This is a genomic window from Hominimerdicola intestinalis (genome assembly GCF_054655215.1).
This window is the reverse complement of the sequence record NZ_BAAHNZ010000010.1, coordinates 88,112-112,444: the sequence shown is the minus strand read 5'-3', so window position 1 is coordinate 112,444 and position 24,333 is coordinate 88,112. Positions and strand designations below refer to the sequence as shown.

Here is a 24,333-nt window from a genome sequence, read left to right as displayed (position 1 = left end):
GGCGCTTTAAGAGGCTGTGCTCAGGAGCTTTCTCTTAACGATGATCTATCGCTTTCTAATATTATGCGCCTGCCGGATATTTTTACGGTCGTTAAGGTTACGGATGATGAAGAGGAGATATGGAACAGCGTTAAGGAAACTGCTCAGTGTGCAGTAGACAGATTTATAGAAATGCGTATTACAGAAGGCGCGAAAATGTTTGACGATATTAATTCGAGGCTCGATACAATAGAAAAACTGGTATGTCAGGTAGAGGTTCAGTCGCCCAAGGTCACAGAAGCATACAGAGAAAGACTGTATTCAAAGCTTTGTGAAATTTTAGCGGACAGAAAAATAGACGAACAGCGAATCCTTACTGAAGCTGCTATATTCTCTGAGAAAACAGCGGTAGATGAGGAAACAGTCAGGCTTCACAGTCATATTTCACAGTTCAGAAATCTTATCAAAAGTGAAGAGCCTGTAGGACGTAAGCTTGATTTTCTTGTTCAGGAGCTGAATAGGGAGGTAAATACTATCGGTTCAAAGGCTCAGGATCTTTCGATCACTAAGATAGTAGTTGAGCTTAAATCCGAAATTGAAAAAATACGGGAACAGATTCAGAATATCGAATAACCGGAGGAATATAATATGCAGCTTATTAATATCGGCTTCGGCAATATGGTTTCGTCTTCAAGAGTAGTTGCGATAGTTGCTCCCGAATCAGCGCCTATAAAGCGTATCATACAGGACGCAAGGGATAAGGGAACTCTTATAGATGCTACTTACGGCAGGAGGACCAGAGCTGTTATCGTAATGGACAGCGATCATGTGGTGCTTTCGGCTATAGCCCCTGAAACTGTCGGGGCGAGATTTGATGACGGGGAGGAGGATAGCGGTGAATAAGGCAAAGCTATTTGTGGTATCTGCTCCTTCCGGGTGCGGTAAAGGGACTATACTAAACGAGGTTTTTAAAAATTCAGACGTTTTTTATTCCGTTTCCTGTACTACCAGAGCGCCCAGAGATGGTGAAATAGATGGTACTCACTATCGTTTTATTGATGACGCAGAGTTTGAAAAAATGGTGAGTCAAAACGGTTTTCTTGAATACGCCGGATTTGTTAAGCATTATTACGGAACTCCTTCTGAACCTGTTCTTAAAAATCTTTCGGAGGGCAGGGACGTAGTGCTTGAAATTGAAACAAACGGCGCGTTCCAGGTGAAAAAGGCAATGCCCGAAGCGGTTCTTATATTTATTCTTCCGCCGTCTGTAGAGGAATTACGACGTAGGCTCAATAAAAGAGGAACCGAGTGTGACTGTGTTATCGACCAGCGTGTAAAGGCTGCCGCTGCTGAAATTTCCAAGTCGTATGATTACGATTATGCAATAATGAATGACAGGCTTGAGGACGCCGTAAGAGATTTTCAGCTTGTTATGAAAGCGTCTAAAGACGAGTCATCAGAGGCAGATATGTTCAAAACTAATAATGAAAATATAAAAAATATGATTAACGAGGTGCTTAAAAATGCTTAGACCGGCAGTTGTTGAAATTTTAAAGAATAACGAAAGCTATTATTCGCTTGTTATTGCGGTTGCAAAACGAGCAAGGGAGATCACGGACGACGCTTTTGAAAATAAGATAATACTCGATCAGAAGCCTGTAAAAACGGCGGTCGATCAGTTTGCTTCGGGTGAATATAAGCTTATTGAGGATTCCAGTCTTAAAAGCTGACTTTGAATTAGGGGGAAGTGTAGATGCGTGGTTTGTTTTTGGTAGCAAAGATCGCTGTAAGCTGCGCTGCTTACAGCTTTGACTGCGAGTACAGCTACATTGTTCCCGATGAAATGAAAAGCGAGATACAAAACGGTTCGAGGGTAATCGTTCCGTTCGGAAAAGGAAACAGGCGTACTATCGGCTTTGTAACCAGAATGTATGAAACTCCTGAGTATAATGAAAAGCTCAAGCCTGTTTCAAAGCTTATCGACAATGAATCGTTAGTTACAGATGAAATGCTCCGAATTATATTCTGGTTAAAAGAGAATACTTTCTGTACATTCTTTGACGCATATAAAACTGTAGTGCCTACCGGTTTCAGCTATAATTTTTCTCAGCATTTTTCACTGGTAAACACACATATTCCCGATTCTGAGCTTGATGAAAAGGAACTGAATATAGTCAATTTTATGAGGTCTGCCGAAAATCAGCGTGAGGTAGATAATTTTCTTGACTTTACAGCCGATCCTAAGCTGAAAAAAATAGTTACCGGTTTGATCGACAAAGGCTATATTCAGGAAGAGGATAAGCTGAAAAGGCGTGTAGGTGACGAAACCGTTAAAATGGTCAGGCTGTCTGACTGGTATCTGAATATGATCGAATCAGGAACGGCGGTTACTTTGACACAAAAGCAGAAGCTTGTTGTAAATCTTCTTGAGGATTGTTCAAGCGCTTCGGTAAAAGAAGTCTGCTATATGACTAATTGTACGCCGTCGCTTATTAAGCGTATGACTGATAAAAATATACTTGCCGAATATAAATATGAAGTAATGAGAAATGCGATCGGCAGCGTCGGTGAAATATCTGATCCTGAAAGTATAAAGCTTAATGAGGAACAAAAGGCGGGCTATGACGGGATCATGTCGCTTATAAATGAAGAAAAGCCTGCGGGCGCATTGCTGTACGGTGTTACAGGCAGCGGTAAAACTGCGGTTTTTTTCAGGCTTATAGCTTCAGTTTTAAAAAAAGGCAAGACAGCATTGATGCTGGTTCCTGAAATTTCTCTTACTCCTCAGATGGTAAATCGCTTCAAGGAATATTTCGGGGAGAATATAGCAGTTCTGCATTCATCGCTGTCTTTGGGTCAAAGAACAGACGAGTTTAAGCGAATTAAAAATTCTGAGGCAAAAATAGTTATCGGAACTAGAAGCGCCGTTTTTGCGCCGCTATCCGATATAGGAATAATTATAATGGATGAAGAAGGCGAACATACCTATAAATCTGATACTTCGCCGCGCTATCATGCCAGAGATGTGGCGATACAGCGGTGCGGATTTCATAATTCAGTGCTTGTTATGGCTTCTGCTACTCCGTCGCTTGAAAGTTTTTATTATGCCAAAAGCGGAAGGTTTCATTTGTTTGAGATACGCAATAGATATAACGACGCTGTTCTACCTGAGGTTGAAATTATTGATATGCAGCAGGAAGCCGAATCCGGTAATGATTCGCTTTTCAGTCGAAGGCTTATGGATAAGATAGGCGAAAACCTGAATAGAAATGAGCAGACGATCCTTTTGCTTAACAGGCGCGGTTTCAACACCTATGTTACCTGTCTTGACTGCAAAAAACCGATAGCCTGTCCAAAATGCGGTATTCCGCTGACTTATCATAAGAAAAACGACAAGCTTATGTGTCATTACTGCGGCTTTGCGATGGACAATGTAAGTGTATGTCCTGAATGCGGTTCTGATCATCTTCATACGGGAGGCGTAGGAACACAAAGAGTAGAAGACGAGCTTATAAAAGTTTTCCCGAAATCAAGGATACTCAGAATGGACGCTGACACTACTTATTCAAGATATTCATATGAGGAAAACTTTAAAGCATTTGAAAACGGCGAGTATGATATAATGCTAGGAACTCAGATGATAGCAAAGGGTCTTAATTTCCCCAACGTCACTCTAGTTGGTGTAGTGTCGCTTGACAAGGCTCTTTTTACCGGAGATTTCAGAAGCTATGAGCGTACATTTTCACTTATTACTCAGGTTGCCGGCAGAAGCGGACGTGGCGATAAAGCGGGATTTGCGTATCTCCAGACTTTTGTACCGGATCATTATGTGCTTAATCTGGCGGCACAGCAGGATTATGACGAGTTCTATGAACAGGAAATTGCTCTCAGGCAGTCACTGACGTATCCTCCGTTCTGCGATATATGTGTTATTGGATTTTCATCTACGATTGAAAGTATGGCTATTGAGGCTTCGGAATGGTTTGTGGATAATATGAGTAAATTTATAAAAGATAAGGGTATAAAAATACCTCTGCGCGCATTAGGACCTGCTCCATGTACACTTGAGAGGATAAACAATAAATATAGGTATAGGTTAATACTTAAATGTAAGAATTCCAAGACTTTCAGAGGTGTTATAAGCTATATGCTTTCTGAATTTTATAAAAATAAAAGCTTTGTAAAGGTTAGTATTTACGCCGATATAAACGGCGACATCGGATTATAAGGAAAGGAAAATATTATGGCGATCAGAAATATACTAAATAAAAGGGATGAAACTCTTCATAAGGTATGCAAGCCTGTAGAAAAATTTGATGAAAAGCTTTGGACTCTACTGGATGATATGATTGATACTCTGAAAAAAGCAGAGGGGGTTGGTCTTGCAGCACCTCAGGTCGGAATTTTGCGGAGAGCTGTAGTCATTGATGCGGGTGATGGTTTATGTGAACTGATAAATCCCGAGATACTTGAAAGATCCGAGGAAACTCATAAAGTCATAGAGGGATGCCTTTCTTGTCCGGGAGAATGGGGCTATACTGTCAGGCCCGTAAGTGTAAAGTTTAAGGCTCAGGACAGAAACGGAAACTGGTATGAAAAAGAGGTAACAGATCTGTTTGCGCAGGCTGTCTGCCATGAAACCGAGCATTTGGACGGGCATTTATTTTTGGAAAAGGTAGTTGAATTTGTCGAAGCAGATGAATAATAAAAAAATCTGCATAAGCGAGGTATAAAAGTGAATATAATTTTTATGGGAACTCCTGATTTTGCAGTTCCGGCGCTGAAAGCTCTTTACAGTTCAGCGCACAATGTTACAGCGGTATTCTGTCAGCCGGACAAGCCGAAGGGAAGAGGTTATAAACTTATGCCGCCTCCTGTCAAGGCAACAGCACAAGAGTATAATACTCCTGTTTATCAGCCGAAGAGTCTTAAAAATAACGGTGATGAATATATAAAAATAATTTCTGAGCTTCAGCCTGACTGTATAGTTGTTGCAGCTTACGGAAAAATGCTCCCTAAGCAGGTGCTGGATATTCCTAAGTATGGCTGCGTTAATATACATGGTTCGCTGCTTCCAAAGTACAGAGGTGCCGGACCGATCCAGTGGGCTGTTCTGAACGGCGAAAAGGAGACCGGTATTACTACGATGCTTATGGGAGAGGGTATGGACACAGGTGACATTCTGCTTCAGGAATCTACACCGATCGGAGCTAATGAAACTGCGGCTGAGCTTTTTGACAGATTATCGGTAATTGGCGCTGATATCATGCTGAAAACGCTTGAGCAGCTTGAAGTCGGGAAAGTCAAACCCCGTAAGCAGGATGACAGTGCGGCTTCCTATGCTCCTATGCTGTCAAAGAAAATGTGTCCGATCGATTTTGAACAACCAGTTGAAAATGTGCATAATAAGATCCGCGGCTTATCCGACTGGCCATGCGCTACAGCTGAGCTTAACGGCAAAAGGCTCAAGATATATAGGTCTGAGATAGCTTCATATAAATCAAGCGGAAAGCAGCCCGGAAGCATTGTGGATCCTAAATTATTTGAAGTTGCCTGTGCAGACGGTGTAATAAGGTTTACTGAGGTTCAGGCTGAGGGATCAAAAAGAATGAAATCGGAAGATTTTCTCCGCGGAAAACCATTGAGCGGTAACGAAATTTTAAAATAAAATATGTAAAGTAAATCGACTTTATAGTCTACAATCCGACAAGGATTTCACCTTTAACTGTTCACTGACATAGGCTGGAATGGCGGTTTCTTGGACAGATACTATTAAAGTTAAAATACTTTACACCTAATCGTGTGTAAAGCGAAATTTCATTACACATATTTAATATGATAATTGGAGATTTAAATGGGAAATTCCAGAAAAACAGTTCTAAAACTGCTGACAAAACTTGACAGCAATTCTTCGTATTCAAATATACTGTTGGACGAAGCTCTTAAAAGGTCTGATCTTGATATACAGGAGAAAAAATTTGCATCTGCTTTATTCTACGGCGTACTTGAACGGCGTATTACTCTTGACAGATTGATAGTGCAGTATTTGAAAAAGCCTGGCTATAAGCTGAGTGTTGAAGTAAGAAATATTCTGAGAATGGGCTTTTACCAGCTGCTTTATATGGATTCTGTTCCGGACTCGGCGGCAGTTGACGAATGCGTAAAGCTGGCTAAGAAAAACAGAAATCCATCTGTCAGCGGCTTTGTTAATGGTATGCTCAGGGAATTTATAAGAAATGATAAAAAGCTCCCGCAAGTCAGCTCTGAGCAGGAAAAATTGTCTGTTCAGTATTCCTGTCCGGAGTGGCTCGTAGATAAATGGCTGTCCGAATACGGAAAGCAAATGACCTTGTCATTACTTGAAACTTCTGTCGGACAGGCACCAGTTACAGTTAAAGCAAATACGCTGAAGATGTCTGTTGACGAAATTATATCTGTTCTTCAGAGCGACGGCTTCGGCTGTGAAATTAAAGGTTGTGTTCCGAATTGTTTGAAGATCTGCGGCGGCGGTTCAATTGAAGGCAGCCGTGCATACAGAAACGGCCTTGTTCACGTTCAGGATATTTCCAGTCAGATTTGCTGTTCGGTTTTGGAGCCGGAAAGCGGCAACACTGTTCTCGATATGTGTTCTGCTCCCGGAGGAAAGGCTTTTACTATTGCACAGCTGATGAAAAATCAGGGCGTTTTAAGAGCTTATGATCTGCATGAGAACCGCGTTAAGCTTATAAGAAGCGGTGCGCAGAGGCTGGGTCTGGGTATTATACAAGCCGTTGCCAACGATGCGAAGACATATAACGAAAATATTCCTGCGGCAGACAGAATTTTGTGCGACGTACCATGTTCGGGCCTTGGAGTAATGCGAAGAAAGCCCGAGATAAAATATAAGAACCCTGAGGATTTTGAAAGGCTGCCTGAAATACAGTACGATATTTTGGACATATCTTCAAAATATCTTAAACCCGGAGGAATACTTGTTTATTCTACCTGTACTTGTTCCCGTGCGGAAAATGACGAGGTTGTACGGCGTTTTCTGTATGAGCACAGTGATTTTGAGCCTTGCGCGCTGGGAAAGTGTGCAAAGGGCTTTGAAAATGAATATAAGGTGACTATAACTCCTGAAAAATTCGATTCTGACGGATTTTTCATCGCAAAGCTAAAAAAGTTGAGGTGAGATTACGGTACTGACTTGTGAAAACGGAAAAATCGATATTCTTTCGCTTTTGCCGCATGAGCTTGAAGAGTGTATTTCATCTCTTGGCGAAAAAAAGTTCAGGGCAAGGCAAATATTTGAGTGGCTGCATGTTAAAAAAGTTACCGATTTTGACCAAATGACTAATCTATCTGTACAATTCCGTGATATATTAAAGCGAAAATTTTGTTTAAAATCACTATTTATATGTAAAAGACTTGAATCTAACAGTGATAATACTGTAAAATATCTATATGAACTTGAAGACGGAAATCATATCGAAGCTGTTTTGATGGAATACAGCTACGGAAATACGCTTTGCGTTTCAACTCAGGTAGGCTGTAAAATGGGGTGCAGATTCTGCGCTTCGACGATCGCAGGTTTCAAAAGAGATCTTTCGTCAAGTGAAATTCTGCTTCAGCTTTATGAAGCGGAGCGGGACAGCGGCAGGAGGATTTCAGGTATTGTTCTTATGGGAATAGGCGAGCCTCTTGATAATTATGAAAATGTTGTCGATTTTCTCAGACTGCTTTCGTGTCCTGAGGGAACAAATATGTCATTAAGGCACGTTTCGCTGTCGACCTGCGGTATCGTACCCAGAATATATGATCTGGCTAAGCTTGATCTCGGATTAACGCTTTCGATTTCGCTTCACGCATCTGATAATAAAGGAAGAAGCGAAATTATGCCAGTGAACGATAAATATGATATAAATATGCTCATGAAGGCTTGCAGAGATTATTTCAAAGCTACAGGGCGGCGCATTTCTTTTGAATACGCTCTTATTGACGGACATAACGATTCAAAAGAAGATGCGAAGAAGCTTGCCAAACTGCTTGAAAATTTTATTTGTCATGTAAATATAATACCTGTGAACAAAATAAAAGAAAGAGAATACCGTTCTGACAGAAAAGCAGCACAGCGATTCAGAAGCTATCTTGAAGAGCTTGGCGTTAACGCGACCGTAAGGCGGACGCTTGGTTCGGATATTGACGCTGCCTGCGGACAGCTCAGACGGGAGTATGAAATTTAAGAAAGGTGGTGAACTGCTTGTATTTAGCATCGAAAACAGATATAGGCAAAGTACGCAAGGAGAATCAGGATCGTGTAAAAACAGGAATGATCGGCGAGGATACGGCGCTGGCTGTTGTGTGCGACGGTATGGGCGGAGCGCTTTCCGGCGGCGTTGCCAGCGAGGTAGCGGTTACGTCTGTTTATAACAAGATCGCAGAAAACTACAGAGCCGGAGCCGGAGCGAACAGTATCAGGAATCTTATGCTTACCGCGGTACACGGAGCAAATACTCTTGTTTATGAAAAAAGCAAAGAGGATATTGATAAGAACGGTATGGGAACGACCTGCGTTGCAGTGTTGGTAACGGGCAGAAAATGCTATGTGGTCAGCGTCGGTGACAGCAGGGCATATCTTATGACCAAAGATAAAATAGAGCAGGTCACTACTGATCATACTTATGTTCAAATGCTTTATGAACAGGGCATGATAAATAAGGAAGAGATAAAGACCCATCATATGAAAAACGTAATTACTAAAGCAGTAGGCGTAGAGGCGGATGTTGAAGTTGATTATTTTGAGCTTGAGCCTGACGGTAATTTTACAATTCTTCTTTGTTCTGACGGAATGTCGAATTATTGCAGCGATGAGGTCATATACAGCTTTGTTTACGGCAAAAACCTTGATAACGCAGTAACTGATTTGATAGATTATAGTAATGAAATGGGCGGTAAGGATAATATTACCGTAGCGCTGATAGCAAATTAGACGGACGATTAAAATAAGGCGGATTTAAGCGGTAAGGCTGAACTTCTGCCGGGAAAACAAAAATATTAACTAGGAGTTGAATTTGATGGATTCTAATATCGGCAAAAAGCTTGACGGCCGTTATGAGATTACTGAGCTTATAGGAGTAGGCGGAATGGCCGACGTTTATAAAGCTATGGACGTTATGGAGAACCGTGTTGTAGCGGTTAAGATCCTTAAAGATGAATTTTCACAGAATGAGGAATTTCTTAGGCGTTTCAGAAATGAAAGCAAGGCGATAGCTGTTCTGTCACATCCCAATATTGTTAAAATTTACGACGTTGGATTTACGGACGAGATACAATTTATCGTAATGGAATACATTGACGGTATTACTTTAAAGGAATTTATAGAGCAGCAGGGGGTTCTTCGCTGGAAGGACGCGCTTCATTTCGTTACTCAGATTCTTCGTGCGCTTCAGCATGCTCATGATAAAGGTATCGTTCACAGGGATATAAAGCCTCAGAATATCATGCTGTTTGCCGACGGAACTATCAAGGTGATGGATTTCGGAATCGCAAGGTTTTCGAGAGTTGACGGAAAAACTCTTTCAGATAAGACGATAGGCTCAGTTCATTATATTTCTCCAGAGCAGGCAAGGGGAGATATGACCGACGAGAGAAGCGATATTTATTCTGTAGGCGTTATGCTGTATGAAATGCTTACCGGAAGAAAGCCGTTTGACGGTGAAAATCCTGTAGCTATCGCATTGAAGCATATGCAGGAAAACGCTGTTCCTCCCCGCGATATAATGCCTTCCATCCCCGAGGCTCTTGAGGAGATAGTTGTTCATGCAATGGAAAGGAATCCGGCAAGAAGGTATCAGTCGGCTGCCGAAATGATCAAGGATATAGATACCTTTAAGCTTAATCAATCAGTTGTTTTTGGTTATAAAAATAATCTGACGGAGGATGAAGCCGAGGATTCTACTATCTTTTTCAGGCCTGTTGCAAACGAGGACGAGGAAGAGGATTATGACGAAGAAGATTATGACGAAGAGGAAGATGAGGAGCCGGAAAAACGTTCATATGTTGTTCCTATACTTATGGCAGTAACTGTTGCTGTTGTTATAATTGCCGCTATTGTTATTGCTACGGTAGTTATTAAGAATTTCAATGCTCCAAGTACTCATACTTCTACAGTAACGATCCCTAATTTTGTAGGACAGAATATAGTTAAGGTCCAGCAGGATTACAAGGATAAGCTCAGCTTTGAAATAAGCGAGGAATACAGCAACGAATATGAAGAAGGCATTATAATGGCGCAGGACGTTGTGAACAAGACTGTTAAGGAGGGATATAAGCTTTCTCTTACCGTAAGTAAGGGTCAGAAGCTTATTGCCGTACCTGACATGACAAACAAGACTGCTGACGTTGCGAGAAGTGAGCTTGTAAGCGCCGGCTTTAATGTAGTGCTTAAAGAAACCTATGATGATAATGTTGCAAAAGGACTTGTTATCAAGACTGAACCTGCTGCCGGAAAACAGTATCCTGAAGGGGCGGATATTCTGGTATTTGTCAGCAGCGGAGAGCTTGAAAAGCAGGTGAAGGTCCCGAAGGTCATCGGACTTACAGAAGAAAAGGCAATGGCTAAGCTTGCTGAAAACAAGCTGGTTGGAAAAGTCGAAGAGGTAAGCCATGAGGGCGATAAGGGCAAGGTAGTAGCTCAAAGCATTAACGAAGGAGAATATGTAGACAAAAAGACCGAGGTAATAATTTACGTTTCGACAGGTGAAGCTGAGCCTGTTGATATGCGTCTTAACCTTCCGCTTCCTTCGGGAGTCTGGGGTTCTTACACTATCGAGGTATACCGTGACGGTAACGTAGCATATACTCAGTCTGTTGCAAGAGCCGAAACAGTAGCCGGAAGCTCTGTAAGTATTGATATATCAGGAAAGAAAACAGAAACGCTTACAATAAATATCAGAAACGACCAGACAAATCAGACAGTACAGTATGCAAGATACACTGTAGATTATGATAAGCAGGAAATTACTCTTGAAGGAAGTCTGAATGATAGCGGACTGCTTGCTATCACACCGGAAACTACAACTACGACTACTACAACTACTACCACCACGACTACAACGAGCGAATCTATCGCTCCGCCTGTCGATGAGTCTTCAGAAGGCGCAGAGGAAAATCAATATTAAATATGACAGGACTTATAATTAAAGCACTCGGGGGCGTCTACACTGTAGAAGCCTCCGACGGTGTTTATGAATGCAAGGCAAGGGGTGTATTCCGCAAAAGAGGAATATCTCCCGTGTGTGGGGATACGGTCGATTTTAGTGTCGAAAATGACGGTATCGGAGTAATTGACGAAATACATGATAGAAGATCTCTTCTGATAAGACCTCCGCTGGCAAATCTTGATCTGCTGGTATTTGTCGCTTCTACCTGCGAGCCTCAGCCGAATCTTCTTTTATTGGATAAGTTTATCGCAATTGCCGAGTACAAGAAAATAACGCCTGCTGTTGTTTTTACCAAAATCGACAAAAGTGATTTTTCCGATTATTCTGATATCTACAGCAAAGCCGGAATAAAGGTTTTTTCTGTGGATAATACTACTGGCGCAGGAGCAGGCGAGGTAAAGAATTTCCTTAAAGGAAAGCTTTCCGCTTTTACCGGAAATACCGGCGTAGGAAAATCGTCGCTGCTCAATAATATTTTCCCGGGCTATTCAATTGAAACAAACGAGATCAGCCGTAAGTTGGGAAGAGGAAAACATACGACCCGCCATGTTGAACTTTATAAAATAGAAGGCGGCGGATACGTTGCAGACACTCCGGGGTTTTCAAGCTTTGATACAAACAGGTATGATATAATTTTTAAAGACGATCTTGCCGATTGTTTCTGCGAGTTCAGGGAGTATATCGGAAATTGCAGGTTTGTCAATTGCAGTCATACTAAAGAAAAAGGCTGTGCGGTTATAGCTGCGGTAAGCGAAGGTAAAATAGCGCCGTCGCGTCATGAAAGTTATAAAGAAATGTACGAGCAGGCAAAGCAGCTAAAGGAATGGGAGCATAAAAATGAATAAATGCGTGATCTTTACCGGCGGAGAACTTAATGATCCGGAGAAGCTTAATAAAGCAGTCTGGCAGAATGCCTTTGTAATTGCTGCCGACAGCGGCTATAGGTATGCTGAAAAGCTTGGGATCATTCCCGATCTTGCGATAGGGGATTACGATTCGCTTGGTTATATCCCAGAAAATTGCAGGGAAGTATTAAGATTTCCAAAGGAAAAGGACGACTCAGATCTTATGCTCGCAATACGTGAAGCGCTAAAGAGAGGCTATGATGATATAACGATAACAGGCGCTCTCGGGGGAAGATTTGACCATACCTATTCAAATATACAGTCTTTGGGTTTTATATTAAAAAACGGTGCGTCCGGAAGAATAATCAGTCCCGATGAAGAGATCGTCTTGATTTTGCCGGGAAACTATAAGATCAAGAAAGACAATACTCGTTCGCTGTCGCTCTTTGCATATACGGAAAATGTAAAGGGACTTAATATCAGCGGCGTAAAATATCCTCTTAAAAATGCGGAGATAACAAGCTTTTTTCCTATAGGGCTGTCGAATGTTATAATTGACGATTATGCATTAATTTCTTTTGAAAACGGACTTCTGCTCATGATTTCATCACGTCTGTGAACCAAAATACAAGTCAGTGCATAATATGTATTACTAAATATTTTGGAGGTCTTACTTATGAAAGTAGTAGTAGTAAAAAGTCCGAAAATACTCTCCGGTTTTCTCAGAATGATTTTTAAGATCAAGAAAGAGGACTGCAGCGGCTGATAATTAAAAAAATCCGGTTAGAAGCCGGATTTTTATTTTTTCATGATAGATTCAAAACTAAAGGAAGCACTGACAGAGATCTTTTAAGTCTGTGCTTTTTTTCATACAAAAAAATAAAGACCAACATTTCTGTCAGCCCTATTTTTGGAATATCAAATTTTTAAGCATAACCTATAATTATGCGCGCTCTACCTTGCCTGAACGCAGACATCTTGAGCAAGCGTAAACGTGACAAGGAGAACCGTTAACAACAGCCTTTACTCTCTTTACGTTTGGCTTCCAAGTCCTGTTTGTTCTTCTGTGCGAGTGAGAAACCTTAATTCCGAAAGTTACACCCTTTCCGCAAAACTGACACTTTGCCATTAGGTTGCACCTCCTTTTCCATAATAACTAAAACTTAAATCCACAATATTTATTATTATATCACAGCTGTTTTCAAAAAGCAAGTGTTTTCAGAAAGTTTTTTCAAAAAAAATTTCTGAATGAAAATATTGTGAAATATACTGCAAAACCCGCAGCTGCACTTGAAATTTATTTTTGTATGGTGTATAATTAAATTTGTATAGCTGCCTGAGAAAAGTCAACATTGATTATATAGATTGAATACGGAGGTAACAAAATGGATCAGGAAACCATTTTAAGATTTGGCGTTAAGCTGATAATAATTTTTTTAGTAATACCGATACATGAATTTGCTCATGCTTGGTCGGCTGATAAAATGGGAGATAATACTGCAAGGTATCAGGGAAGACTTACTCTCAACCCTCTTGCTCATGTAGATATTCTCGGATCTGTTTGTCTTTTTTTTACCGGCTTCGGCTGGGGAAAACCGGTTCAGGTAAACGCTTTGAATTTCAGGCATTACCGTAAAGGCATGGCACTGTGTGCGGCGGCAGGTCCTATTTCAAATATTATTGTAGGTTTTGCCGGTATACTTATATATAAGCTGTCTAACGGTCTGTATCTTGCCAATCCCAGTGAAGCTATGATGTGGATAACTATTATCTTTCAATATTTTACTTTTATAAATTTAGGGTTAGCGGTATTTAACCTTATTCCTGTCCCCCCTCTTGACGGCTCGAAAATACTGTCGTATTTTACTTCTCCAAAGGTAGATAGATTCATAGCAGAGAATCAGACGTATATTTCGATAATGTTTTTCGTGCTTTTAGTTACAGGCGTATTTAACGGTCCGCTCAGCTGGCTTCAGAACGGAATGTTCTGGATAATGGATAAGCTTACCTTCTGGATGGATTATATAGTCGGAGCTATAGTGTGAGGTAACGATGAGTTTGATTTCTTTTAAGCTCGATTCATTTGAAGGTCCGCTTGATCTTCTGCTTCATCTTATATCAAAGCATAAGCTGAATATTTACGATATAGAAATAAGTCTGCTGCTTGAGCAGTATATGGAATATATGAACTGTCTTGAAAGCGACGATTATGAGTCTGCGGCGGATTTCCTTGAAATGGCGGCAAGACTTATCTATATAAAAACCTGTTCTTTACTCCCTCAGCCGGAAGAAGCTGCTGAGCTTAAAAAGGAGCTGGAGGGCAGGATAATTGAATACTCTCTTTGTAAAAAGGCTGCGTCAGAGCTAAAAAAGATTTATGCCGGAGGAGATATTTTTGTTAGACAGCCTGTTAAATTTCCGGTAAATAAGGCGTACACCAGAACTCACCAGGTTTCGGTCCTTTACGAAGCGTATATGGGCATTTCGTCAAAGATCAAAAAATACAAGCCGTTGAGAGCTAATGTTTTTTCGCCTATTGTTTCTCATAGAATAGTTTCCGTTACCTCCAAAATAATTTTTGTTCTAAAGAAGCTTTATAAAACAGGCGAATGTGAAATGACCCGTCTTTACAGCGGGATTACGGACAAGTCTGAAAAAGTTGCAACGTTTCTGGCAGTTCTTGAGCTTACAAAGTCAGGTCGTATTTATATAAATGACGACAATACCTTGATAAGGTTTAACAGAACCAATAAAAATCATGTTTCTGATACCCATGAAAAAAATATAACGGAAAGTCAGGTATGTGACAACGACACTGAAACCGATCTGGAGAGATCTGAGCTTGATAATTACTCCGATGTTTCAGATAATAATATACATAAATCAGGTACAAGCGTAAAATTTTCATCTGAGCGCAGGATCAATACACATACTATCAGCGTAAAACCTGAGGTTACTCAGATACGAGTATTGGCGGCGTCTGCTTTTATTTCAACAGACTCAGCCGAGGCAAAAATTGATAATAACAAAATATTAGGTATAAGCGATGAAGAAAGAAGTTTTTCTGAAGCTGAGGATTCTGATGTAATATCTCCTGCGGTTATACCGAAAATAGTGAAAAATAATAAAAAGCTTGATTTCTGGAGGATAAAATATATGTACCGATCTTTTTATGCGGCGCATACTGAAAAAAATCTATGGAGATACAGATTTTTATAATATAAAGGAAAATTTTTATGGATGTAAATGAAAAAATCGCTGTAATAGAGTCAATACTCTTTGCAGGGGGAGATCCGATAGAACTTTCAAAGCTTGCGGAAGCGGCTGGATTAGAGGAAACAGAAACGGAGGAACTGCTAAGTAATCTTACGGATAGGTATTCCGAAAGTTCTAGCGGAATAGAACTGCTCAAGCTTAACGGTTCATACCAGTTGGCTGCGAAAAAAAAGTATTCACAGTATATAAAAAACGCTTTGGAGATAAAGAAAAATACTGCTCTTTCACCTGCGGCGCTTGAGGTACTGACTATAGTTGCCTATAATCAGCCTGTTACAAAATCCTTTGTTGAGCAAGTCAGGGGAGTTGATTCTTCCGGAACGGTAAATTCTCTTGTCGACAAAAAGCTTCTTACAGAAGCGGGCAGGCTTGACCTTCCGGGGCGGCCTATAGCTTATAAAACCACCGACGCATTTCTCAGAGCCTTTCAGATTTCGTCTTTAGAAGAGCTACCTGAGCTTCCTGAGCAAAAAGCTCAGGTAACTATTGACGAGATATTAGAAAACACTCAAGACAGTTAAAATAAATAGATCTTAAATTAAAGGATTGGAGATGATCGCAATAATTGTTCTTTGGATTCTGCTTTCAATAATCGCAGTTATTGTAATTCTTCTTCATTTTTCCGTCAGCGCTTATGTAAAGGCGGACAGCAGAGGGTTTGAAGTAAAAATCAAATATATGTTTTTTACTATTTATCCTGTAAACGCAAAAAAGAAAAAACGCAGGCGAAAAGCAAAAAAAATAAAAAAAGAAAAATTACAGCAGGATCTGTTTGAGGATAATATCGACGGCGATTTTGCAGATAATGATATTACTGAAGCTTCTCTTTCTGAGTCGGAAGCGCTTGAAAGTATTTTAAAAAAAGACGATGCCTGCGAAGAAAATACTGATACTCATATCTATGAGGAAAAGATTGATAGAGAAGATAGGTTCGGTCTTGACGGACTGGCGGAAAGTCTTAAAGAAGCTGAAGATGAAGACAAAAATTCGGAAGAGCCTGTTATGCCGAAAAAAAAATCTGTGCCCGAAAGAGATCCTGACAGTGACAAAAATAAAAAATCAAGAACCAAGGACGGATTTTTTGCAGGGCTAAAGGAAAAATATGAACTTATAAAGCCGTATATACCTATGGGGTGGAAATACTTTAAAAAGCTTTGTAAGACAATACGATTTACTGATACCGGTATTAATATAAGCGTTGGCAGGGAGGACGCTCACGAAGCTGCTATTTTCTATGGAGCTTTGCAGGGAGCGCTGTTCAACTTTCTGGGATTGCTTGCGGGTATATTTACCGTAAAAATAAAAAGGGCAAATGTAAACTGTGTATTTACAAAAAATACTATCAGCGGGGAAGCTGAAACCACTGTTAAAATTCGGCCGAGCGCATTAATTGCGCTGGCAGTTTGTATAGGCGTAAATTTCTTGATAATATATTTGAAGCAGAAAAGAAAACTGAAAATTGACAGCAAAAATGAGAATACCGCCTCTGAAAGACACGGCACACAGACGGCTGCAAACGTATAAGGATAATTTATATAAACGAAAGGACGTATTGAAAATGAACGATAATACTAAGCTTGAATCTTTGGTTAAAACGGCAATGGAAAAAATAAGAGAGATGACCGATTGCGAAACTGTTGTGGGAAAGCCTATCGTAACCTCTGACGGAACGACGATTATACCGGTTTCAAAAGTTTCCTTCGGATTTGCTTCAGGAGGTTCAGATCTGCCGACAAAAACAGCAAAGGATCAGTTCGGCGGCGGATCCGGAGCAGGAATAACGATACAGCCTATGGCTTTTATAGTTATTCATAACGGTGAAACAAAGCTTTTGCAGATGACAACAAACACCTCATATGAAAATGCAGTAGTAAATCTCGTTCCTGATGTTGTTGATAAAATTATTGACTTTGTTGACAAAAAAACCGGTAAGAAGTCGGAGGGGTAATTTCCCTGTATTATTTATGAATTAAACTTTTCGTTCGGCACATTATATTATGGATGATTTTTATAGTAAAGGTGTGTCTGAATTGAAATTAATATCGTTTATTTCCGCGCTTATTATTGCGCTTGCATCTTTTGCTTTCAAGGCTGACGCTTATGAGCTGTCCGATGTCTCCGCTAAAGGAGCTATCCTAATTGATGCTGCAACAGGTGAAGTGCTTTATGAGAAAAACGGATATTCTAAGCTTCCTATGGCGAGTACAACTAAAATAATGTCTGCTCTTATTGCACTGGAGCAGAATGATCTTGACGAAAAGTTTGTGGTTGATAAAGAAGCGCTTAAGGTTGAAGGTTCTTCTATGGGTCTGCAGGAGGGCGATACTGTCACAATGAGGGCTCTTGTACACGGAATGCTTCTTCCCAGCGGAAATGACGCAGCTAACTGCGCTGCGGTAAGAATATCCGGAAGCGTTGAAGCTTTCGTTCAGCTAATGAATGACCGAGCAGCGGAAATGGGTCTTAGATCTACTCATTTTGTTACGCCTTCAGGTCTTGACGATTATACCGATGATCATTATTCAACTGCGTACGATATGGCGGTACTGACCAGAGAAGCTTTGAAAAATGATGATTTCAGAGAGATCTGCGGTAAAAAGAATGCTAAGCTTGAATTCGGAAATCCTCCGTATGAAAGATGGCTTATAAATTCCAATAAGCTTCTTACAATGTGCGACGGAGTAATAGGAGTTAAAACGGGCTTTACCGACAAGGCTAAAAGATGTCTTGTTTCCGCCTGCGAAAGGGACGGAGCAACGCTTATCTGCGTTACATTAAACGATCCTGATGACTGGCTTGACCATACAAGAATGTATGATTACGGTTTTTCCCTGATGTCAAGACAGGAGCTTCCCATTGAAAACGATACGTTTGAGATAGGAGCGGCAGGCGGAGTATCTGATACAATTCTCTGCAAAACAGACAAGGTCAAATTGACACTGCCGGAAGGTAAAGCGGAAAATGTAACCTGTGAGATTTTTGTCCTCCCGTTTGTTTATTGTCCGGCTGCTGAAAACGTACAGGTCGGAAGGGCTGAATATTATTATAATGGGGAAAAAATAGCTGAGGAGTCGGTTTATACAGCTCAGAGCATAAGCGCTGCAGCAGCTGAGCCTGAAAGCACAGGCTTTTTTGAAAGCTGTATTGAAAAGGCAAAAGCGCTGTTTGAATAACGGTCTTTATAGACCGTACATATTAAGGAGAATATATGGAAAAGATCAGACTTCAGAAGATCATTGCAGAAAGCGGATATTGTTCAAGACGAAAAGCTGAGGAGCTTATTGCTCAGGGAAGAGTAAAAGTAAACGGACGTCCCTGCGGTCTGGGCGATAAGGCGCTTCCAGGCAAGGATGTAATAAGCATAGACGGCGATAATATCTCTGTAGCTAAGAAAAAGCAGATGTATTATATAATGCTTCATAAACCGAGAGGCTATGTAACTACTATGAGCGATGAGCTTGACAGAAAATGCGTAACCGATCTGCTTGATGGCATACCGGCAAGAGTTTATCCTATCGGAAGGCTTGACAAGAATTCCGAGGGGCTTCTTCTGTTTACTAACGACGGAAAATTCGCAAACGATATTATGCACCCCTCCCGCCATGTTTCAAAGACCTACCGAGTAACAGTTCGTCCCGATATAAATGACGATCAGCTTGTACGGCTGTCTGAAGGGATCGAAATAGACGGTGTAAAGACTCAGCCCTGTACGGTTTTGGTGCTTGATAAACAGCCCGGCAGAGTAGTGCTTCAGATGACGATTCACGAGGGAAGAAACCGTCAGATAAGAAAAATGTGCGAGACTGTCGGTCTTGAAGTTGCCCGTCTTAAACGCACTTCAATAGGACCGCTCAGACTGGGTATGCTAAAACCGGGTGAGTACAGGGAGTTGAAGCCGGACGAGCTGCGGGCGATAAGAAATGCATTGACTAAAAGTAAATAGAATTAAATAAATTACAGACGATACCGTTTCAGCTTTGCAAAAAACTGATATCGTCTGTTTTTTTTATTTTTTCTGTAACGTTTTGCAGCTGCGCAAAGTCATATATAATAGAAGGGCAGGTTAAGCAATGGATTTTGAAAGCATTTATAAGGAATACTTCAGAGAGGTTTATGCATTTATTTTTAAATTAAGCCGCATACCTGAAATAGCAGAGGATATTACTCAGGAAACCTTTATAAAGGCGCTTCGGTTTGCCGAATGATGAAAATAGAATTTTAATTTGGGAAGAAGGCGACGAGATTTCGGCTGCCAGTGAAGAAATAGAGAAATATTTTTATGATGACAGAATAAAGGAATAGCATATAAAACATAAGGGCGGCTTTGCCGCTCTTTTTGCGTTATGTATAGAAAATGAACAAAAAATGTTCAAGACGTAAAAAGTGAAGAAAAATCTGCTTTTATTCTTGCTAAATCGTTTGAAAAATAGTATAATGATATTTGTATAGTTATGATAGACTATTATGCTTATGTATTGGTTTATCTTATAAATTAATTGAATGGAGGAAACTATATGTCTGATTCAATCTCAACTCTTGCCGAGCTTCAGGCGCTTGCCGCAGTTCCTGCTCCTGCAAGAAACAGGCTGACATATTTGTTTGATGAAGGAAAATTTACAGAGCTTGATCCTTATGCTAAGTCAGGTTCAGGTCTTTCGGGAGTTATAACCGCCTATGGATATGTAGACGGTAATCCGGTTTACGCTTTTTCACAGGATATAACGGTGAAAAACGGTGCGCTTACTAAGGTTCAGGCTGATAAAATAGTAAAACTTTACGATCTTGCCGCAAAGACAGGTGTTCCGGTTATCGGAATTTATGATTCTTTCGGAGCAGATCTGAACGACGGCTGTGAGGCTATGGCTGCCTACGGAGAACTTCTTATGTGGGTTTCAAATCTTTCAGGCGTAGTTCCTCAGATCTCAGTAGTTGCAGGAGTATGTGCCGGAACTGCCGCTATGCTTGCACAATCCGCTGATTTTACTGTTATTACAAGCGATTCAGAGCTTTATGTTGCTCCTAATTCGGATATAAAAAATTCTGCCGAAAATGCAGCGAAAAACGGTACTGCGTGTATAGTAGCAAAAGACGATAAGGCTGCTGTAGAAGCAGCTAAGGAAATACTTAATAAGCTTCCGCAGAATAATCTTTCACCTGTCCCTATGTACGAGTTTGAAGAACCAACAGCAGTTTTCGGAAAAGACGCTGAATCTCAGGCTAAAGCAGTATGTGATGAGGGAAGTCTTATCGAGCTTTCAGCTGAATACGGAAAAGCATCATATACTGCTCTCGGAACATTGGGAGGAGCTTCAGTCGGAATAATTGCTACAAACAAAACCGCTGATAAGCTTACTGCCGATGACTGTTCAAAGCTTGCGCGTTTTGTAAGGACCTGCGACGCATATGCAGTTCCGATAATTACTCTGGTCGATACTGAAGGCTTTGCCGCTGATGATGATACAGAAGCCGCCGGAGCTGTTAAGAATATGACTAAGCTTGCTCATGCTTATGCTGAAGCTACGACTATAAAGCTTGCGGCAGTCACCGGAAAGGCTTACGGTCCGGCATATATCGCACTCGCCGGAAAGGGCGCAAATGCAGATATGACCTTTGCCGTTCCTGATGCGGTAATTTCTCCGCTTAACCCTATTACTGCAGTTGAATTTTTGGCCCACGACGAACTGAAGGGCGCTGCTGATCTTGCTGCAAAAAGAAAAGAGCTTGCTGATAAATATGCAAGGGAAGAAGCAAGCGCAGCTGCTGCCGCACAGAAAAACTGTCTTGACAATATCGTCAGCGGAAATGAGATCCGCGGAGTTCTTATCAATGCCGTTGAGATACTGGCAGGAAAGCGTATTTCCAGACTTCCTAAGAAGCACAGCAATATTCAGCTTTAATAGGCTGCTTTTATAATTAATATTTTTAGATAGGTGGTTTTTAATATGAAAAGATATAATATTACAGTAAACGGAAAAGCTTATGATGTTGCGGTTGAGGAAGTAGGAGCAGATTCACCTGCTTCTGTTGTTTCAGCGCCCGTACAGGCAGCTCCCGCTCCGACAGCAGCTCCTGCCGCTCCTGTAGCCGAGGGTACAAAGGTTTCAGCTCCTATGCCCGGTACTATCCTTGATATCAAGGTAGCTGTCGGAGATACCGTTGAAGCCGGTCAGGCTATCGTTGTTCTTGAGGCTATGAAAATGGAGAACGACGTTAATTCCCCATGTGCCGGAAAGGTACTCAGCATTAATACAACTAAGGGTTCGGCTGTTGAAACAGGCGCCGTACTTGCTGTAATAGGCTGATAAATCAATTTTGCTTTTGAAAGGATTGAAATAAATGGGTAAGCTAAAAATTACTGAAACCGTTCTCCGCGACGCTCATCAGTCACTTATCGCTACAAGAATGTCGATTGATGAAATGAAGCCCATTTTGTCTAAAATGGATGAAATAGGATTTTATTCCGCTGAGGTCTGGGGCGGCGCTACATTTGATTCATGTATCAGATTTTTAAATGAAGATCCATGGGAAAGGCTTCGCACAATAAGAAAGGCAATGCCGAATACAAAGCTCCAGATGCTGTTCAGAGGACAGAATATGCTGGGCTATCGTCATTATGCTGATGACTTGGTTGAATATTTTGTACAGAAGTCTATTGCAAATGGTATTGATATAATAAGAATCTTTGACGCTTTAAATGATATCAGAAACCTTGAAACCGCTATCAAGGCAGCAAACAAGGAAAAAGGCCATGCTCAGGTTGCGATTTCATACACTCTCGGCGAAGTTTTCACTCATGAGTATTATATGGATTACGCAAGAAGAATAGAAGCTGCAGGTGCAGATTCTATATGTATCAAGGATATGGCGGCGCTTCTTACTCCGTATGAGGCTTCCTCGCTTGTTAAGGATATTAAGTCTGCGGTAAAGATCCCTGTTCAGCTTCATACTCATTATACCTCCGGACTTGCTTCTATGTGTATAATGAAGGCTGTTGAAGCGGGCGTTGACGCTGTAGATACTGCTATGTCACCGCTTGCTCTCGGAACGTCTCATGCTCCTACAGAGTCTATTGTCGCTACTTTCCAGGGAACTGAATATGATACAGGTCTTGACCTTGTAAAGCTGAATGAGATCAGAGATTACTTTATGACTCTTCGTAAAAAGTACATTGACAGCGGACTGCTTGACCCTTCAATGCTTGCGACAAATACTAATGCGCTTCTGTATCAGGTTCCTGGCGGAATGCTCTCAAACCTTCTTTCTCAGCTGAAACAGGCCGGTAAGGCAGATCAGCTTGAGGATGTTTTAAAGGAAGTTCCCAGAGTTCGTAAGGATTCCGGATTCCCTCCGCTCGTTACTCCGACTTCTCAGATCGTCGGTACTCAGGCGGTATTTAATGTAATTATGGGCGAGAGGTATAAAACTGTAACAAAAGAGTTCAAGGGACTTGTAAAAGGTGAATACGGTAAAACACCTGTTCAGATCGATCCTGAATTTCAGAAGAAAATTCTTGGAGCTGAAGAGCCTATAACCTGCCGTCCTGCAGATCTGCTCAAGCCTGAACTTGAGGAAATGCGTAAGGAATGTGCGGATTGGACGGAGCAGGAGGAAGACGTTCTTACCTATGCTATGTTTCCGAAGGTTGCACCCAAATTCTTTGAACAGAGAAGAAATAAGAAATACGGAGTTGACGGAAAACATTCCGACGCTGTAAATAAAGTTCATCCTGTTTAACAAGTTGTGATAAGCTGTCCAATAAAAAGGACAGCTTTTGTTTTTGTATAAAATAACCTTGCGAAAAATTGTTTTTCATGTTATAATAGATATAGTAAAGGACGGAGGATTTACATTAATGAATAAAAAAGAAATAAACGAGATAAAGAAAAATTTCAGCGACGACTGCGGCTTTTTTACGGTCAATCACGTTGTTCAGGCTTTTGTTGACTCAGAGAAGAATATTAAATTTAAATCTAACCAGCTTTATAATACAATGCCTGCGGACGAATCTGAGCTTATAATGATAATATTGAAAAAGGTTCTTAGCGGCTCTGTGGGAAAAAACCTTCTTGAATATCAGTTTCCTAAGGATGCGTATCTGGAGGGCGGTGCACAGCCGTTTTTCTATGAAATAATGAAAAGTAAATTTCTTGATGATGAGATAACGGATAAATTTCTGAATACTATTACAGAGAAAATGGAATATGTATCTACATATGCAATTTTTTCCGCTCACTGTACTTATTCCGTTCTAAATAAAAACAAGTCGGGCGAGATCTCGGAGGATGCTGAATCGGAGATAGACTATAATTTTATTATTACCGCAATTTGTCCGGTAAATCTACGGATTGACGGACTTATTTACAGTGATGAATCTAATGAGATATTGAAAAAGGCTTCCTGCGACCGTATAGTAGAGCTGCCGAGCGACGGATTTTTGTTTCCTGTGTTTTCCGACCGTTCTCCTGACGTTAACGGAGTTTTGTACTATACTAAAAATCCGAAAAAGCCCAACACGTCTATTGTTGACGACCTGCTGGGCTGTGAGTTCGTTATGTCGTGTCAGTCTGAAAAAGAAACATTCCGTTCTATTCTCAATAATGTAGTAGGCGACGAGCTTGATTATGACCTTATTACAACAGTCAATGATAAGATAGCCGAAATTGTTGATCAGTCCAGTCACGAAACCGAGATACCTACTGTTGACGATAAAAAGCTATCATCTATTTTGTGGGAAGCCGGCGTAAGTCAGGAAAAGCTTGAACATCTTCCTAAGGTTTATGAATCCGCATTAGGAGATAAGCCACTTACGGCAATTAACCTTGTTGAGCGTAAAACAGTACTTTCTGTTCCCAGTATTACTGTAAATATAGCCAAGGACGCTGTCGATAAGGTACGAACTCAGGTTATAGAGGGTAGGAAGTGCCTGATCATCGACCTTGACGACCCTGAAATATCAGTTAATGGAATGCCGGCAAATATAGAATAAAAAATCTGTCCGGGACATAAGTCTTGGACAGATTTTTTGAGAAAGG

At 40.9% G+C, this 24,333-nt stretch carries 27 protein-coding genes; 26 read left to right on the top strand and 1 reads right to left on the bottom strand.

Annotation, left to right across the window (positions count from 1 at the left end):
* The 14 genes from ACYQ0H_RS09745 to spoVM all read left to right on the top strand — a co-directional run.
* A partial coding sequence (locus ACYQ0H_RS09745; RefSeq protein ID WP_459812665.1) for a YicC/YloC family endoribonuclease occupies positions 1–612 on the top strand: 612 nt, incomplete at its 5' end.
* Between the two features lie 15 nt (positions 613–627).
* The gene (gene remA / locus ACYQ0H_RS09740; protein ID WP_459812664.1) at positions 628–882 is read left to right on the top strand and encodes an extracellular matrix/biofilm regulator RemA; all 255 of its coding nucleotides are present in this window, start codon (positions 628–630) and stop codon (positions 880–882) included.
* Entirely contained in the window at positions 875–1,510 is a 636-nt protein-coding gene (gene gmk / locus ACYQ0H_RS09735) for a guanylate kinase (protein ID WP_459812663.1), read from the top strand. The genes remA and gmk overlap by 8 nt, the downstream gene beginning before the upstream one ends.
* A complete protein-coding gene (rpoZ, locus tag ACYQ0H_RS09730; RefSeq protein ID WP_459812662.1) occupies positions 1,503–1,709 on the top strand; it encodes a DNA-directed RNA polymerase subunit omega in 207 nt (68 codons plus the stop codon). Before gmk ends, rpoZ begins: the two co-directional genes overlap by 8 nt.
* 23 nt (positions 1,710–1,732) lie before the next feature.
* On the top strand, positions 1,733–4,207 hold the full coding sequence (gene priA / locus ACYQ0H_RS09725; protein ID WP_459812661.1) for a replication restart helicase PriA: 2,475 nt from the start codon (positions 1,733–1,735) through the stop codon (positions 4,205–4,207).
* Between the two features lie 15 nt (positions 4,208–4,222).
* On the top strand, positions 4,223–4,684 hold the full coding sequence (def, locus tag ACYQ0H_RS09720; RefSeq protein ID WP_459812660.1) for a peptide deformylase: 462 nt from the start codon (positions 4,223–4,225) through the stop codon (positions 4,682–4,684).
* Between the two features lie 30 nt (positions 4,685–4,714).
* On the top strand, positions 4,715–5,647 hold the full coding sequence (fmt, locus tag ACYQ0H_RS09715) for a methionyl-tRNA formyltransferase (protein ID WP_459812659.1): 933 nt from the start codon (positions 4,715–4,717) through the stop codon (positions 5,645–5,647).
* Between the two features lie 186 nt (positions 5,648–5,833).
* On the top strand, positions 5,834–7,150 hold the full coding sequence (gene rsmB, locus ACYQ0H_RS09710; protein ID WP_459812658.1) for a 16S rRNA (cytosine(967)-C(5))-methyltransferase RsmB: 1,317 nt from the start codon (positions 5,834–5,836) through the stop codon (positions 7,148–7,150).
* A 10-nt stretch (positions 7,151–7,160) separates the two neighbouring features.
* Positions 7,161–8,201: a dual-specificity RNA methyltransferase RlmN gene (gene rlmN, locus ACYQ0H_RS09705; protein WP_459812666.1), complete on the top strand. Its 1,041-nt coding sequence runs from the start codon at positions 7,161–7,163 to the stop codon at positions 8,199–8,201.
* A gap of 17 nt (positions 8,202–8,218) precedes the next feature.
* The gene (locus ACYQ0H_RS09700) at positions 8,219–8,947 is read left to right on the top strand and encodes a Stp1/IreP family PP2C-type Ser/Thr phosphatase (protein ID WP_459812657.1); all 729 of its coding nucleotides are present in this window, start codon (positions 8,219–8,221) and stop codon (positions 8,945–8,947) included.
* A gap of 85 nt (positions 8,948–9,032) precedes the next feature.
* Complete coding sequence (gene pknB, locus ACYQ0H_RS09695; protein WP_459812656.1) at positions 9,033–11,138, top strand: Stk1 family PASTA domain-containing Ser/Thr kinase; 2,106 nt, start codon at positions 9,033–9,035, stop codon at positions 11,136–11,138.
* Between the two features lie 2 nt (positions 11,139–11,140).
* Positions 11,141–12,025 (top strand): ribosome small subunit-dependent GTPase A, encoded by an 885-nt coding sequence (gene rsgA, locus ACYQ0H_RS09690; RefSeq protein WP_459812655.1) that lies wholly within the window; start codon positions 11,141–11,143, stop codon positions 12,023–12,025.
* Complete coding sequence (locus ACYQ0H_RS09685; protein ID WP_459812654.1) at positions 12,018–12,644, top strand: thiamine diphosphokinase; 627 nt, start codon at positions 12,018–12,020, stop codon at positions 12,642–12,644. The genes rsgA and ACYQ0H_RS09685 overlap by 8 nt, the downstream gene beginning before the upstream one ends.
* Positions 12,645–12,701: 57 nt before the next feature.
* On the top strand, positions 12,702–12,791 hold the full coding sequence (spoVM, locus tag ACYQ0H_RS09680) for a stage V sporulation protein SpoVM (RefSeq protein WP_459812653.1): 90 nt from the start codon (positions 12,702–12,704) through the stop codon (positions 12,789–12,791).
* A gap of 177 nt (positions 12,792–12,968) precedes the next feature.
* On the opposite strand, the gene rpmB is transcribed toward spoVM, so the two are convergent.
* Positions 12,969–13,154 carry a 50S ribosomal protein L28 gene (rpmB, locus tag ACYQ0H_RS09675; RefSeq protein ID WP_124098466.1) on the bottom strand — a complete coding sequence of 62 codons (186 nt, stop codon included), beginning with the start codon at positions 13,152–13,154 and terminating at the stop codon, positions 12,969–12,971.
* A gap of 256 nt (positions 13,155–13,410) precedes the next feature.
* Here rpmB and ACYQ0H_RS09670 point away from each other — a divergent pair, with 256 nt between their 5' ends.
* From ACYQ0H_RS09670 to ACYQ0H_RS09615, 12 genes are all read left to right on the top strand, one after another.
* Positions 13,411–14,070, top strand: a complete 660-nt coding sequence (locus ACYQ0H_RS09670) for a site-2 protease family protein (protein WP_459812652.1) — start codon at positions 13,411–13,413, stop codon at positions 14,068–14,070.
* Between the two features lie 7 nt (positions 14,071–14,077).
* Entirely contained in the window at positions 14,078–15,244 is a 1,167-nt protein-coding gene (locus tag ACYQ0H_RS09665) for a segregation and condensation protein A (RefSeq protein ID WP_459812651.1), read from the top strand.
* A 17-nt stretch (positions 15,245–15,261) separates the two neighbouring features.
* On the top strand, positions 15,262–15,822 hold the full coding sequence (gene scpB, locus ACYQ0H_RS09660) for an SMC-Scp complex subunit ScpB (RefSeq protein WP_459812650.1): 561 nt from the start codon (positions 15,262–15,264) through the stop codon (positions 15,820–15,822).
* 31 nt (positions 15,823–15,853) lie between these two features.
* Positions 15,854–16,825: a hypothetical protein gene (locus ACYQ0H_RS09655; RefSeq protein WP_459812649.1), complete on the top strand. Its 972-nt coding sequence runs from the start codon at positions 15,854–15,856 to the stop codon at positions 16,823–16,825.
* Positions 16,826–16,859: 34 nt separating this feature from the next.
* Positions 16,860–17,249 (top strand): GerW family sporulation protein, encoded by a 390-nt coding sequence (gene ytfJ / locus ACYQ0H_RS09650; RefSeq protein ID WP_459812648.1) that lies wholly within the window; start codon positions 16,860–16,862, stop codon positions 17,247–17,249.
* A gap of 82 nt (positions 17,250–17,331) precedes the next feature.
* Entirely contained in the window at positions 17,332–18,474 is a 1,143-nt protein-coding gene (locus tag ACYQ0H_RS09645; protein ID WP_459812647.1) for a D-alanyl-D-alanine carboxypeptidase family protein, read from the top strand.
* Positions 18,475–18,509: 35 nt separating this feature from the next.
* Positions 18,510–19,244 carry a pseudouridine synthase gene (locus tag ACYQ0H_RS09640; protein WP_459812646.1) on the top strand — a complete coding sequence of 245 codons (735 nt, stop codon included), beginning with the start codon at positions 18,510–18,512 and terminating at the stop codon, positions 19,242–19,244.
* 127 nt (positions 19,245–19,371) lie between these two features.
* A complete protein-coding gene (locus ACYQ0H_RS09635; protein ID WP_459812645.1) occupies positions 19,372–19,506 on the top strand; it encodes an RNA polymerase sigma factor in 135 nt (44 codons plus the stop codon).
* A 309-nt stretch (positions 19,507–19,815) separates the two neighbouring features.
* The gene (locus tag ACYQ0H_RS09630) at positions 19,816–21,198 is read left to right on the top strand and encodes a carboxyl transferase domain-containing protein (RefSeq protein WP_459812644.1); all 1,383 of its coding nucleotides are present in this window, start codon (positions 19,816–19,818) and stop codon (positions 21,196–21,198) included.
* A gap of 45 nt (positions 21,199–21,243) precedes the next feature.
* Positions 21,244–21,603 (top strand): biotin/lipoyl-containing protein, encoded by a 360-nt coding sequence (locus ACYQ0H_RS09625; RefSeq protein WP_459812643.1) that lies wholly within the window; start codon positions 21,244–21,246, stop codon positions 21,601–21,603.
* A gap of 34 nt (positions 21,604–21,637) precedes the next feature.
* On the top strand, positions 21,638–23,035 hold the full coding sequence (locus ACYQ0H_RS09620; protein ID WP_459812642.1) for an oxaloacetate decarboxylase subunit alpha: 1,398 nt from the start codon (positions 21,638–21,640) through the stop codon (positions 23,033–23,035).
* 118 nt (positions 23,036–23,153) lie between these two features.
* The gene (locus ACYQ0H_RS09615) at positions 23,154–24,287 is read left to right on the top strand and encodes a DUF4317 domain-containing protein (RefSeq protein WP_459812641.1); all 1,134 of its coding nucleotides are present in this window, start codon (positions 23,154–23,156) and stop codon (positions 24,285–24,287) included.
* Positions 24,288–24,333: the final 46 nt, after the last annotated feature.